This window comes from Bartonella sp. CL436QHHD (assembly GCF_042195105.1).
Classification (GTDB): Bacteria; Pseudomonadota; Alphaproteobacteria; order Rhizobiales; family Rhizobiaceae; genus Bartonella.
Genome location: NZ_JBHINR010000065.1, coordinates 110835 through 124232, shown reverse-complemented (window position 1 = coordinate 124232; position 13398 = coordinate 110835). Strand labels below are relative to the sequence as shown.

Genomic DNA, 13398 nt, shown 5'->3' with positions numbered 1-13398 from the left:
AATACATCAATATCCCCATAAATATAAAGGATAAGTTTGCTCAACCATATCCCCTTGCATTCATAGAGTGAACCTTCAAAAGACGCCTAATCTATGAGTTTTAGGGGTTTTGAGTATTTTGAGGGTTCCTTTTACCCCCCTTTATATATTTTTTTCAATCGAAAAATAAAAGTCATTATATTTCAATAGGTTAATATTTTAAACAAACAACCTATATTAAACACAACACGTAAATACAATCTATGATATATATTTAAAGGAGTTTTGAAGGTATTTTGAGGGTTTTAAACACCTTCAAAACCTATCTATAAACTTATCAAAATACTCATTCTGATATATTAAAGCCCATAGTACATTTATCTTGATTAACCCGTGAAATGAATAGCAAATTTCACTACTTTGCTGATCTTATTCCATGTCATGGGCTGTTGATAAGCAGCCTTAAAGACCCCTTTTGAAAAAAATATCGGCTTTTTTTAGCAGTTTTTTTCCCTTTTTTATCGTTATTTGCTTTAAATGCATTTAATTAAATTCATTTTGATTCTTTTGATGATTATTAATCATCTCATAAGGCAAGGGATTTTTATTACAATATGCTGCAATCTATTAAGTCTGATAATGAACAATTCACTTTACGCTCCCTTTTACAATCCTATCGTGAACAGACAACTTCAAATACTCTACGAGGGAAAGTGTTTGAAGATTTTGTGACAAAATATCTTATGTATGACCCTCTCCACTATGGGCGATATGAAAAAGTTGAGAGCTATTATGAATGGGCTAAAGAGCGTGAAGGTTGGAATAAAAATGATATCGGCATTGATCTGGTTGCCAAGCTTCGCAATCAAGAGGGCTATGTGGCTATTCAATGTAAGTTTTATCAAGCAGACCATCAGATCAGTAAAAAGGATATTGATAGCTTTATCGCGGCATCTGGAAAAGACATCTTTAAATATCGACTTCTCGTTGACAGCACAGAAGTGGAATTAAGTGACAATGTGAATGCCATGATTAAAGGACAAGCGATACCCGTTTATCGTATTGACCTTCGTCATATGGAAAACAGTCGGATAGATTGGCAAATATTTGCAACGAAAAAAGAAGTTGTTCTGAAATCAACAAAAGAGCCTCGTCCCCATCAAGAAGAAGCCATCAAGAAAGTCTGTGAAGGTTTAAAAGAAGCAGACCGTGGCAAGCTGATTATGGCATGTGGTACGGGGAAGACTTTCACCAGTTTGAAGATAGCAGAAACCCTTGCTGGGAAAGGCAAGCGTGTTTTGTTTCTGGTACCTTCTCTGGCTTTAGTCTCGCAAACAATCCGTGAATGGACAGCCGATGCACAAGTGCCCTTGCGTTCCTTTGCGGTTTGTTCTGATACGAAAGTAGGCAAGCGTCGTAAAAACCAAGATGATATTGTTGGCATGGAAACATCAGATCTTGTTCTCCCTGCTACCACGGATGCTCAAGCCCTTGCTAAAGAAGCTTGTGAATCCCTAGCAGATGCAATGACCGTGGTCTTTTCAACTTACCATTCTATCCAAGTGATTTCGGATGCACAAAAAGAGCATGGTTTACCCGAATTTGATTTAATCATCTGTGATGAAGCACACCGTACCACTGGTGCTTCATTGGGAACTGAAGACAATGAATCTGAATTTATCAAGGTTCATGATAACAGCATTATTCGTGGTAAAAAACGTCTCTACATGACAGCAACGCCGCGTATCTTTAGTGATACTGCCAAAAGGCGGGCGGATGAGATTAATGCCGTTCTCGCATCTATGGACGATGAAACGCTTTATGGCAAACAACTCCATCATTATACATTCGTGGAAGCTGTCGATAATGAACTTTTAACTCCTTACAAAATTGTGGTCTTGGGTATTAATGAAACCTATATCACACCAGCCATACAGGAGATTATTGCCAATGAAAACCGTGAAATTGATTTAGATGATGCGGCAAAAATTATTGGCTGTTATAGAGCCCTGACCAAAATAGATAAGCAAGCCGCTGTTGATGATGATGATACAGAGCCCATGCAATGTGCTTTAGCTTTTTGCAAAGATATCAATACCTCTCAATATATAACAAAGCTCTTTAATAAAATTATCAAATCTCATATTGATGATTTCCTTCAAACCGTTCCCTTTCTAAACTGTGAAGTAAGACATATTGACGGAACGCAAAGCGTCAAAAAACGCAATGAGGAACTGGATTGGCTTAAAGGAGATGCTGGGAACAATGTTTGTCGGATCTTAAGCAATGTTCGGTGTCTTTCAGAAGGGATTGATGTCCCTGCTCTTGATGCGATCATGTTCTTACACCCACGCAATAGCCAAGTGGATGTGATACAGGCGGTGGGGCGTGTGATGCGCCGTGCTCCAAATAAGAAAACGGGCTATATCATTTTACCCATTATCATTCCTTCACACTTAGAAGCCAAAAAAGCTTTAAAAAACAATAAGAGATACCGTGTTGTTTGGCAAGTTTTGCATGCTTTACATTCTCATGATGAAAGGCTTGCTCGGACAATTAATCAAATGTCTTTAGGACAAGATAGCAGCCATACGATTGAGATTATAGAGATTAAGCGTGCCAATGAATTAAAAGAGCTTACCACAACGGTTGATGAGATCTCGATACCATCCAAAACAGAAAGTTCTGGACGTGTCATTGGAACAGCAGAAAGCAAATCTCAATCGGTATCTGGAGGACAAGGAGACCTATTCCGCCGTTCTGAATTTTTTGATTTTGTCAAAGCCATTTTTCTGGATAGTTTTAAAATCACGGATTATTGGGGCATTTGGGCGAACAATGTTGCTGAGATTGCTCAAAACCATATCAATCATCTTAAAGATATGATTTCCGATGAAAAGAGTGAAGCCTTTCACGCCTTTGATGCATTCCATAAGGAATTAAAGAACAACGTCAACAGTGAAATCAAGCAAGAGGAAGCGATTGAGATGTTAGCGCAACATCTTGTCACGCGTCCCGTGTTTGAAGCTTTATTTTACGGTAATGAATTTGTACAGAACAATGCCATTTCGCAAGCCATGGATAAGATCTTAACGGAACTGGATAAAACAAATATCGAAGAGAAAACGAAAGATCTTGATCAATTTTACAAAAGTGTCATGTTCTGTACAGCAGGGATTACAGAAACTCATGCAAAACAGAATCTTATTATCAAGCTTTATGAAAGTTTTTTTGCCAAGGCATTTAAGAAAACCACGGATAAGCTTGGAATTGTTTACACGCCCGTTGAGGTTGTTGATTTTATCATTCATTCCGTTAATGATGTTTTAGAGCAAGAGTTTGGAAAAAGCTTGGGATCACGGGGTGTCTCTATCCTTGATCCTTTCACCGGAACGGGTACTTTTATCACGCGGCTGTTACAATCTAAACTGATCAAACCAGAGGATATGGAATACAAATTCCGTCATGATATCCATGCCAATGAGATTGTTCTCTTAGCCTATTACATAGCAGCGATTAACATTGAATCGACGTATCATAGTCTTATGAAAGGAGAGTATATTCCTTTTAAACATATTGGCTTAACCGATACGTTTCGGATGCTTGAAGAGAAGAACTTACTACAGGAATTGTTTAAAGAAAACAGTGAATATTTAGAACATCAAAAGAAGATGAATATTGAAGTTATCTTTGGAAATCCTCCTTATTCAACAGGTCAAAAAAGTGCTAATGATAATGCAAAGAATACACCTTATCCGATATTAGATGACCGCATTCGTGAAACTTATGCCGCTCAGTCAAATGCAAATCTTATACGAAATCTATATGATAATTATATTCGTGCCATTCGCTGGGCTAGTGATCGTATTGATAATGCTGGAGTAATCGGTTTTGTTTCTGGTTCTGGTTACATAGAAAAGTCTACAATGGATGGTTTACGAAAATCTTTAGCCAAAGAATTTAGCAGTATTTACGTACTCAATTTACGAGGAGATCTTCGCAAAAATATGTTAAGCAATGGAGTTGCTCAAGAAGGTGAAAATGTTTTCGGCAATGGAAGTATGACTGGTATTGCTGTAACCTTGTTTATCAAAAATCCCAATGCTATTGGACCTTGTAAAATTTACTATCATGATATTGGTAATAATCGTACGATAAAAGAAAAACTTACAGCTCTGGAATGTTTTGGTAGTGTTGGTGGCATTACGGATAAAAAGGGCTGGCAAGTAATTGCACCAGATAAGCATGGTGATTGGATACATCAACGTGATGAGAGTTTCGAAACATTCCTAGCTTTAGGAGATAAAAAAGGACATAATAAAAAGCTCTTTAAAACGTTTTCTTGTGGTATCTCAACTAGCCGTGATGCGTGGGCATATAACTCAAGCCGTGAAGCTTTAGCTAAAAATATGCGTAATATGATTAATTTTTATAATAGTGAAGTGAAACGTTTTAATGATATTTATCACACTGACTGTAAAACACGTACAAAAATTGTAGATAATTTTGTAAATTCAGATGCTAAAAAAATCAGTTGGAGTCGTTCTCTTAAACAACAATTAATTAGTGGAAAGATTTTCGAATTTGAAGATAAATACCTTATTCAAAGCCTCTATCGCCCTTTTACACAACAGTGGCTTTATTACAATCGCATTTTTAATGAGAGAGTTTTACAATTCTCTATAGGGAAAGCGGTAAAAAATAAGGTAATACAAGTTACAGGCGTAGGAGCAAGAAGTGGATTTTCTGTTTTGATGAGTAAGGATTTACCTAACCTTCACGCAATAGATACAGGTCAATGCTTTCCAAGATACTTTTATGAAGATATTACCTCCTTAAAATCTAAAGATAATAACCAGTCACATTTATTTACGAATTCTATAGAAAAAAGCAACAATGCTGATTTACAACGCCGTGATGCCATTACAGATGCGGGATTAGCACATTTTAAAGCAGCTTATCCTAATGAAACCATAACAAAAGATGATCTATTCTATTATGTTTACGGTCTTTTGCATTCGGAAGATTATCGCGCCCGTTATGCTGATAATTTATGCAAAGAATTGCCTCGTATCCCTTGTGTAAAGAGTGCTGATGATTTTTGGAAGTTTGTAACAGCAGGGCGTGAACTGGGTCATTTGCACGTAAACTATGAAACTGTAGAGCCGTATCCAGTGACCTTTAAAAAGGGTAATCCAAAAGTTACAGAGATCTCTAATCCAGAAAAGTTTTATTATGTAACTGAAATGAAATTCGCAAAAATTAAGGATAGTAAAGAAAAGGATAAAACCACTGTTATTTATAATAGCAATATCATCATGACAGATATCCCTCTTGAAGCTTATGCGTATATCGTTAATGGCAAGCCTGCTCTTGAATGGGTTATGGGGCGTCAATGTGTAAAGATTGATAAAAAGAGTGGCATTGTTAATGATGCTAATCGCTATGCTGTTGAAACCGTTGGCAACCCTGCCTACCCTCTAGAGTTATTTCAAAAGGTTATTACCGTAAGTTTAGAAACAATGAAAATCGTAAAAAAACTACCAAAATTGGAAATAAGAGAAACTGAATAACTTAAAAGCATGCTCACATAATAGCTATGATAAACTCATAAGGGGTATAAGGTTTTATACCTATAGGTTCTTATATCCCTTTTATAAATTGCTGACATACAATCTTTAAAAGGATAATTTATCATACGTTATTTAAAAAGAAGAAACTTGCACTTTTAGATACTCTTATTTACATTGCCTTTAAAAGATTAAACCGTAATCTAAAATGATAGCTTTATTGTTATCAGAAGCTTTATTTAAAGAGGGTTATGTATATTCATTTTCTTATATTACTTATAGGTTTTGAATGTTTCTACCCCCCCAAACCCTTACAAAACATAGAGCATTAGTTGAATTTATAGGTTGTACTATTGATATAGGTTGTTTTTTGAAAAATTGATAAAAAATAACATATTGAAATATAATGACTTTTATTTTTTATTGAAAAATATGTAAAGGGGGGCGTAAAAAGCACCTCCAAAACTCATAACCATAATGGTCTTGATAGCATTTATTATGATTATAATCCCTTTCTTTTGAAAGGCTTTAAAAGATCACATACTCTCATAAGACATGTTTTAATCATTCACTAAATGATCACTTTTGTCGATTCAATGTACTGACATAAACTGACAAATATATATTTACAGTTGTATTTATTTGTTATGGCTGTTTTAATAAGTTGTATTTTGAAAAATTGATAAAACTTAACTTATTGAAATATAATGATTTTAATTTTCTCTCATTTAAAAAAAATGATATAGGTTCTAAAAAGAACTGACAAGACTGACAAAAGTTTATTAAAAGGAATTTTGCTCATCTCTATAATGATCAGTTTCTATTGAGATGTTTTCATAAGTGTTTTCATAACAGACAATAAATCGCAATTATCCTATTTATCATTTCTCTTATGAACATGAAAAATGATGCCATGGCTATAAAGAACATAACAACTATAGAGAAAGCAAAAATGCAAATGAAAGCATTTGTTATAAAGACAGTCCCTATAAAGGCTGTTAAGTCTAAAATGTGTTATTAAAAGAAATTAACAGAAATCTTAAAAGCCATTTAGTGACAAAATTGATAGGTTATAAAGTTTAAAATACGCATTATGAGAGCGTTTCTAAATATTATAAATGTATAGATTCAGAAAATAACGCAATCGTTTCATAAAACCTATAATATAGCTTTAAAAGCACATAAATATAAAAGAAGCAATTAATAAGCATAAGATATTATCAATACACAACGTATTAAAAAAATACAAAAAAGATAAAATATTGTTTGACAATAAATACGTATTTTGTTATATAAATAATCAAGTGATAGAAACACTTAGTGATTAGCGGATAGGTTACGAAACAGCCTCTCCCATGCCTTTAAAATACTGACTTTCTTTTATGCTTTTGTTAGTATATGAGAATTTTGTCGGGTGTGGTTATGCCATACAATACCCTTTCAAGGGGAAAGCATACAGCGGACTAATCACCGTGTTTCTAGCGCCCGACGCCCATTAGGGGGTCAATAGAAACCTTTTATGATTAGAAAGAATTTAAAATGACAAATTCAAACACCTCCCCCGTTATCTCTTCTATTTCAAATGAAACTGTGCTTGTTAATAAACAAAATCCTGCAAAAAAATACGAATTTATTGATGATTGTGAATATATCGATGGTCATTTCTTAACTCGAATTAGAGCCTTAAGAGATTTTGATGATGTCAAAAAAGGCGATTTAGGGGGGTATATTGAAAATGAAAGCAACTTATCTCATGAAGGTAATTGCTGGGTGTATAATAAAGCTCGGGTCTTTCAAAATGCACGCGTCTTTGGAAATGCTAAAGTAAAAAGCTTTTTTGTTGATGTCTATGGTAATGCTCAAATTTATGGGAATGCTATTTTTGAAGGTATGACATTAAAGGACAATGCAAAACTTTCAGGCAATGCGCATGCTAGCAACGCTGTTGTAATTGAAGGCAATGCACAAATTTATGATAACGCCCGTGTCACTGATCATGCTCATATTTCCGATAATGCTGTCATTTGTGATGATGCTCATGTCGGAGGCAATGCAAAAATAAGTGGCTCTGCTTACATTTGTGATGAATCGCGTGTTTTTGATGATGCCGTTATTTGTGATGCTCTTATCTCTGGTTCTTCATATATTCATAGCAATGCCTCTTTAACAGCTAATGAAGATATCTGTGATGATGCATATCCTGAGTTTGGTAGCGAAGATGATTATTATCGTCATGAGTATTATGCTGATTTTGAAGGGTATTATGACGATGATAATGACAGCGAATATGAAAGTGATGCTGCGTAAATGACACGCGCGGGCGCGGCGGGGGCGCCCTCCTTTAAACATCTCATTTAAAAATTTAAATCTCTATAAAGGAATTGTGCTCATGCAAAAGAAGTTTGCACTCACAAATGAAACGCGTGTAATTAATAATCATACCCTTTATCGCATTAAAGCATTAAAAGACTTTGCTGATGTTAAAGCAGGTACTTTAGGGGGCTTTATTGAAAAGGAAGATAACCTCTCTCATGATGGCAATTGCTGGGTTTATGATAATGCTTGTGTTGTAAAATCTGGTCGTGTTTATGAAAATGCAAGGGTATATGGCAATGCTGCCATTGGTGGTTTTGTTTATGGCAATGCGCATGTATATGATAAAACCCGCGTGTATTTTGGAGCTCATGTTTATGATAATGCGCATCTTTCTGATAAGGTGTGGGTTTATCAATATGCAAGGGTTTATGGCAATGCAAAATTATCAGGAAATGCTCGTATTCATAGCAAGGCGGTAGTTTATGATCATGCTGTTATCAGTGGCGCTGCTAAAATTTATGGCAAGGTTTATGGCAATGCTAGCGTGGGTGGGTATGTTAAGGTCTATGGTTCTGTTTATGGGAATGCAAAAGTGACTGGTTATCACACCATTAGAGGTTTGGTACATGGCAATGCAAGGTTAAAAAGAGATGGTTATTCATATGTCAAACAAAACTTTTATTATGCATATGGAATTCCTGAAGATTGTGAAATTTATGAAAACGATACCGTTGTAAAGATTATTGAAAATAACGCTGCGTAAATAAGACGCGGGCGCGGCGGGGGCGCCCTTCTTTAAACATCTCATTTCAAATTTTATCAAATGTTTATCACATTAAATTGTGAGGGTATCTCTATGTGCAAAAAATACGAATTAACTAGTGAAATCAAAAAAATCAAACATGCTCTTACTCGAAATATTATAAGCCTTTATCGCATTAAAGCTTTAAAAGATTTTGATGATGTACAGGCGGGGTCTTTAGGCGGCTTTATTGAAAAGGAAGTTAACCTATCCCATGATGGTAATTGCTGGGTGTATGATGAGGCTTGTGTCTATGGTCATGCAAGAGTGTATGAAAATGCAAAAATACGCCATTTTTCTCAAGTCTGTGGTCAAGTTTATGGCAATGCTGAGGTCTATGGAAAAGCTTTTATCTCTCAATATGCTAAAGTTTATGACCATGTTTTTGTCTATGGCAATGCTCATGTTTATGGCAATGTTTATGGGTATGCTCATGTGAATGGTAGTGCCCGCATTCTTGCTGATGCTCATATTTATGACCATGCGCATGTTTCTTATGATGCTACGGTTTTTAGTTATGCACGCGTTTATGGTCATGCCAAGGTTTCTGGCTTGGCTTGTATTTATAGCCATGCAAAAATTTATAATTATGCTGTTATTAATGGTCGTGCAAAAATTTATGGCAAGGTTTATGGGAATGCTTGTGTGAGTGGCTCTTGTGAGATTTATGGCTCTGTTTATGGCAATGCTAAAATCTCATATTGTGCAACGATCTGGGGGCGTGCTTATGGCAATGCAAAAATCAACAAAAAAAGCAAAGTAAGGTTGGTTCCAAAAAATTGTGAGGTTTATGAAAGGGATAATGTTGTCAATATAACTGATAAAACAGAATAAAAAGAGACATGGGGGGCGTGCATTCTTTATGGTTATAAACGCATATAAAATGCATTGCTATAAACATATCATAAAAGAGAGAGTAAAATAAAAAAAAGCCGTGCCAAGTGATATGACGCGGCTTTCAAATAGCGTTTTTTATTGATTAAAATGAATCATCCACAATGGAGTAATGAATGCATATATACAAAACGTATCATATTGCAAGCGCTCTATGAGAGATATGAAAACTTATCAAAAGGAATGTAAATGATGCGTTTGATTTTTACTCACTCATTTGAATTACAGAGCCTATAAACGCTTGTTATGGCTATCAAACGTATCAAACAAATCAAAATGCTCGGTAGCTTTAACAATCCAATCAAAAGCAAATGCATATTCAATAAATATCTGCAAAAAACGTTCTTTTTACATTTGGAAGCGTTGGTTTTTACAAAGCAGCTTTTCATAAGATAAATAAACAATTATGGTTTTTTGTTACCATTTTTATCAAGTCAATTTTATTAATAATAGTTATTAAAAAATCACAAAATTAGAATAACCACTTGAAAATATACCCATATGGGTATATTAATAATCATGAGTAAAATAAAACGTATCATATGGCTTGGTTCTTCACTCAAAGATATAAAAAGTCTTCCTGATCTTATTCAACAAAGGATTGGTTATGCTCTTTATCTTGCTCAGATAGGAGATAGAGGAGAAAATGTTAAGGTTCTCAAGGGGTTTGGATCTGCCAATGTTCTAGAAATTATTGAACGCGATATTCAAGGAACTTATCGCGCTGTTTATACGATACAATATAAAAAAATCTCTTTATGTGTTGCATTGTTTTCAGAAAAAATCGACCCGTGGCATTGCAACACCAAAACCAGACATTAATCTGATTAAAGAACGTCTCAAGTTAGTAGAACAATTAGAAGGGAATTAAAATGATCAATGTTTTTCACGGTAGTTCCAATGTTTATGCGGATCTTGGCTTTTCAGATTCCAGAGAGATGCTTATCAAAGCGCAACTTGCTCATAAGATTAGTCAAATTCTGAAAGAAAAAAACTTAACACAAAAACAGGCTAGTCAACTTTTGAAAATGACTCAACCAAAACTGTCTAAACTCTTAAGTGGAGAATTTCGAGGAATTAGTGAAATGAAAATGCTTGAGTGTTTGGCAAAATTGGGAAACGATATAAAGATTATTGTTAATCCGAAAGAAGTTAAAACGCTTGAAGGACATTTTGAAGTTGTTTTTTCTTCTTAAACTTCTTTATGATTAGCTTTTTATGGTCTATTCATACATGGCAATTGTTTATAAAAAATGGTCAAATGAATCACGTATAAAAGTGTGGATTCTTGAGTGGATTCATATAAGATAATTACACTCAACCTATTGACTTTATTGTGTTTTTTAGTATTATATCTCATATAACCGATAAGAGATGACCTTCAATCTCACCAACATCCGCACATAGCGTATGAAATCCACCAATCTTTTGAGAATTATCCTCTGTATAGCCATCAGGAGCCGTCGGATTTTGCGAAAGCTTAAGGGATAGCTCATTCGTCTGATCTTTTAAGATGAGATATATATAATAATCCTTTCCTGCTTCAAGATCTTCGTCAAAAGTCATCCTTCCACGCCCTGGAGTGCGGTAAAAGAGGTGCTTACCCCCATTCTCACCACCATGATGAACGCGAAAACATGCACCGTTATTGATCACAAGACCTTTTCTATTTTCCGGATCGGCTTCCAGAATTCTGTCAGGTTGATTAAAACGCACATCCTCTAAAAAATTAGTGGAAAGAGAACCTACCTTACTTTGAAGTTCAGAAAGACTGTCACTGTTCCTCTGTGCCTTCTCTTGAACTTCTGTCAATGCACTCTTTGCTTCTTCTGCTAACACTTTTGACTCAGAGGCGGCTGTATTCGCAGAATTTGTCGTTGCTGTCACCGTGTCTAATGAACTCTTGACCTCTCCAAGCCCTTGCTTCGTCGTATCAGCTTCTTCTTTTGCTTGCTCCGCAACACTCTTCGCTTCTTCTGCTGTCGACTTCGCAGTCTCGGCTACTTCCTTGGCTTCTACAACCAAAGGTTCTACCTTACTGCCTTAGCCTGTACTGCTTCACAAATAATCAGATCAAATTCTGGTAAACCGTATTTCTTTTGCGCATCCGCAATCACTTGGATTAATTGGTAAGTAGCAAACACCACGGTCATTGCATTCGCTAAGACTTTATTTGTTTTTTTCAAAGCTTTTGAACATCTGTTGGCAGCTGATAGAGCAAGATCTGAAACATCGAATTCGACAACAGCATCTTTGTTTTTCGATGCTTGCCAACTTATGTATCAGAATACACCGCAAAGGAACGAAACGGCACTTCTGTATAGCGTGTCCATTCTCTTATTGTTTATGACATCATAAGCTAGGGAAGGCACGAGAAACAAAATACGCTTGCCAGTTCTAGTTATTTGTTCTGCTATCTTAAAGATGGTAAAAGTCTTCTCCGTTCCACATGCCATAATAAGTTTGCCACGGTCTGCTTCTTTTAAACCCTCAGAGACTTTCTCATACTTTTGGATTTGTTGAAAAGTTACCCCTAATTGGTGCCCTAATTGCTTTTGCGACATTCCCAGCATTGTTCTTTGAAAGCGAATTTTTTGCCTATAGAAATGTCGTTAAAATGTAGCTTTTTCTTTTCACTCTTAAGCTCCCCCTGCTGGGTGCGAGCACCCTCGCATTAGTATTCCGAGAGCCTGAAAGTACTGAGTCGAGTGAGCTTTTTTTTACTTTTAGTGCTCATCACACCTAGACATAGAAAAATACCCCATAATTCCGAGACACCCACAGAGTGGGCTCATTTATGATCGAACTTTAGGGCTTTCAACCCCTACTGATCGCTGCGTAGACGACCAAAATCACTCTTTAAATAATAAAATAATTTCAGGAAATTGGCAATCAAAATTAAAATAATCTCAAAGACTATAAGATTGGGCACTCTTCAAAAGAGAGCCAATGCGAAGAACTGTCATCATGGTTAGTCATCAACCCACACAATGCTTCTTTTTCAGAAAACGCAAAACGCGATATAAGAAAAAATGTTGTTTGCAAAGTTTTCTCTTGCCTATACAAAGAGAAAATGAAAAATTTGGAGGGCTCCCATGATAAATGACATCTACTGTGTTGGATACAATTATGTTGAACATGTTCATGAACTAGGTAATGTTGTTGAAGATGAACCCGTTATCTTTAGCAAGCCAAAAAGTTCACTCGTTTTAGGCAATGAAATTTATCTCCCTAATTTTTCCAAAGAAATACATTTTGAAACCGAAATTGTGCTCAAAATCTCAAAGGACGCTTTCATGATCATGGAGGAAGAAGCAGAAGAATGCTATGATGCCGTAGCAATAGGTCTTGATCTCACCGCGCGGGATTTGCAAACAAAACTGAAAGAAAAAAAGCTTCCTTGGCTTTTATCGAAAGGATTTAAAGGCGCCGCATACGTCTCTGACTTCATAAACAAGGAAAAAATAAACAACCCAATAACCTTTGCAATGAAGTTAAATGGCGAAACAAGACAAGTTGGCAATACGAAAAATATGATCTTTAACTTTGAGAAGATAATCTCATTTTTAAGTCACTACATTCAGCTAAGACGTGGTGATCTCATATACACAGGCACTCCACAGGGTGTCGGAAAACTTTCTCAGTTTGACAGAATAGAATTGTATCTCGAAAATCAATTAATTTCAGAGCTAAAAGTAAAATGAATCATCAAATACTGACCTTTTTCATTGTTTCATTTTTTTTAGTCATCTCACCGGGGCCGAATATGGCCCTTATCATCGATAATGCAACGAGATTGGGAAGAAAGAACGCATTTGTAAACGTTTTAGGATTGTG

9 protein-coding genes and 1 pseudogene are annotated in these 13398 nt (G+C 35.6%); 7 read left to right on the top strand and 3 right to left on the bottom strand.

All coding sequences use genetic code 11. From position 1 onward, the window contains the following. Nucleotides 1–593: 593 nt before the first annotated feature. From ACFIKN_RS08110 to ACFIKN_RS08085, 6 genes and pseudogenes are all read left to right on the top strand, one after another. A complete protein-coding gene (locus ACFIKN_RS08110; protein ID WP_375658210.1) occupies nt 594–5552 on the top strand; it encodes a DEAD/DEAH box helicase in 4959 nt (1652 codons plus the stop codon). A 1536-nt stretch (nt 5553–7088) separates the two neighbouring features. Continuing rightward, nucleotides 7089–7856, top strand: a complete 768-nt coding sequence (locus tag ACFIKN_RS08105; protein WP_375658209.1) for a hypothetical protein — start codon at nt 7089–7091, stop codon at nt 7854–7856. A gap of 82 nt (nt 7857–7938) precedes the next feature. Then, the gene (locus tag ACFIKN_RS08100) at nt 7939–8628 is read left to right on the top strand and encodes a hypothetical protein (RefSeq protein WP_375627516.1); all 690 of its coding nucleotides are present in this window, start codon (nt 7939–7941) and stop codon (nt 8626–8628) included. A gap of 93 nt (nt 8629–8721) precedes the next feature. Beyond that, nucleotides 8722–9501, top strand: a complete 780-nt coding sequence (locus ACFIKN_RS08095) for a hypothetical protein (RefSeq protein ID WP_375658208.1) — start codon at nt 8722–8724, stop codon at nt 9499–9501. 579 nt (nt 9502–10080) lie between these two features. Next, nucleotides 10081–10432: pseudogene (locus ACFIKN_RS08090) on the top strand (type II toxin-antitoxin system RelE/ParE family toxin). A 1-nt stretch (nt 10433) separates the two neighbouring features. Continuing rightward, nucleotides 10434–10757 (top strand): helix-turn-helix domain-containing protein, encoded by a 324-nt coding sequence (locus ACFIKN_RS08085; protein ID WP_015856199.1) that lies wholly within the window; start codon nt 10434–10436, stop codon nt 10755–10757. Nucleotides 10758–10917: 160 nt separating this feature from the next. Here the strand turns inward: ACFIKN_RS08085 and ACFIKN_RS08080 are convergent, their stop codons facing one another. The 3 genes from ACFIKN_RS08080 to ACFIKN_RS08070 all read right to left on the bottom strand — a co-directional run bounded on the left by ACFIKN_RS08080 (nt 10918) and on the right by ACFIKN_RS08070 (nt 12125). Continuing rightward, nucleotides 10918–11586 (bottom strand): hypothetical protein, encoded by a 669-nt coding sequence (locus ACFIKN_RS08080; protein ID WP_375658207.1) that lies wholly within the window; start codon nt 11584–11586, stop codon nt 10918–10920. A 5-nt stretch (nt 11587–11591) separates the two neighbouring features. Next, entirely contained in the window at nt 11592–11714 is a 123-nt protein-coding gene (locus tag ACFIKN_RS08075; RefSeq protein WP_375643592.1) for a hypothetical protein, read from the bottom strand. Between the two features lie 129 nt (nt 11715–11843). Beyond that, nucleotides 11844–12125, bottom strand: a complete 282-nt coding sequence (locus tag ACFIKN_RS08070; RefSeq protein WP_375658206.1) for a DEAD/DEAH box helicase family protein — start codon at nt 12123–12125, stop codon at nt 11844–11846. A 531-nt stretch (nt 12126–12656) separates the two neighbouring features. On the opposite strand from ACFIKN_RS08070, the gene ACFIKN_RS08065 reads away from it, so the two are divergent. Continuing rightward, nucleotides 12657–13265 carry a fumarylacetoacetate hydrolase family protein gene (locus tag ACFIKN_RS08065; protein WP_375612032.1) on the top strand — a complete coding sequence of 203 codons (609 nt, stop codon included), beginning with the start codon at nt 12657–12659 and terminating at the stop codon, nt 13263–13265. Nucleotides 13266–13398 lie beyond the last annotated feature (133 nt).

Coding starts and splice junctions, on each gene's coding strand:
- ACFIKN_RS08110 (WP_375658210.1), top strand. CDS start 594: ATGCTGCAATCTATTAAGTCTGATAATGAACAATTCACTTTACGCTCC.
- ACFIKN_RS08105 (WP_375658209.1), top strand. CDS start 7,089: ATGACAAATTCAAACACCTCCCCCGTTATCTCTTCTATTTCAAATGAA.
- ACFIKN_RS08100 (WP_375627516.1), top strand. CDS start 7,939: ATGCAAAAGAAGTTTGCACTCACAAATGAAACGCGTGTAATTAATAAT.
- ACFIKN_RS08095 (WP_375658208.1), top strand. CDS start 8,722: ATGTGCAAAAAATACGAATTAACTAGTGAAATCAAAAAAATCAAACAT.
- ACFIKN_RS08085 (WP_015856199.1), top strand. CDS start 10,434: ATGATCAATGTTTTTCACGGTAGTTCCAATGTTTATGCGGATCTTGGC.
- ACFIKN_RS08075 (WP_375643592.1), bottom strand. CDS start 11,714: ATGACCGTGGTGTTTGCTACTTACCAATTAATCCAAGTGATTGCGGAT.
- ACFIKN_RS08070 (WP_375658206.1), bottom strand. CDS start 12,125: ATGTCGCAAAAGCAATTAGGGCACCAATTAGGGGTAACTTTTCAACAA.
- ACFIKN_RS08065 (WP_375612032.1), top strand. CDS start 12,657: ATGATAAATGACATCTACTGTGTTGGATACAATTATGTTGAACATGTT.